This is a genomic window from Bartonella sp. MR30HLJHH, assembly GCF_042194195.1.
Taxonomy (GTDB): domain Bacteria; phylum Pseudomonadota; class Alphaproteobacteria; order Rhizobiales; family Rhizobiaceae; genus Bartonella; species Bartonella grahamii.
The window spans coordinates 1-500 of sequence record NZ_JBHIMO010000119.1 but is presented as its reverse complement, the minus strand read 5'-3'; the positions used below and the strand labels follow the sequence as shown (position 1 = coordinate 500).

The following is a 500-nucleotide window of genomic DNA, read 5'->3' as shown; positions in this document are numbered from 1 at the left end:
GGCGGAATGTTGAGACACTCATATGAAGCAATTTTGCACTTTCACGGTCTGTCAAAAGAATATCATTTTCTGTCATAATAATTTCCTTTCAAAAGTAAAAAAAATGAAAACAAATCATAACTATTTATTAACCACATTTTTGTTTATTTTTGAAGGTATTTTATTTATAGAAAACAATATTTTATCATATAATTTCTGATGTGATAATTTATGACTCTTATTGAGAAAGAATGAGAGAGAAGAGAGCTAAAATTATCCACAGATCATGGGGTTATTCACCCTATATCTTAAGATTGACCAGTGACATAAGCCGCCCATTTATCCATATAGACACGGCGTTGTTCTAGATAGTCAGTGCGACGATAGGCACGCTCTACTTTACCGCCGACCGTATGACTTAGAATAGTTTCAGCGACCTCATAGGGGGCATCGGTTGTTTCAGCGAGCCAATTGCGTAAACTAGAACGAAATCCATGGGGGCAGGCTTCAATTTTATTTTT

2 pseudogenes are annotated in these 500 nt (G+C 35.4%); both read right to left on the bottom strand.

The annotated features are described in order from the left end of the window. Positions 1 to 76 (bottom strand): annotated as a pseudogene (locus tag ACFIKR_RS09650) (DNA-binding protein); the annotation flags it as partial. A gap of 211 nt (positions 77 to 287) precedes the next feature. Then, a pseudogene (locus ACFIKR_RS09645) lies at positions 288 to 500 on the bottom strand (integrase); the annotation flags it as partial.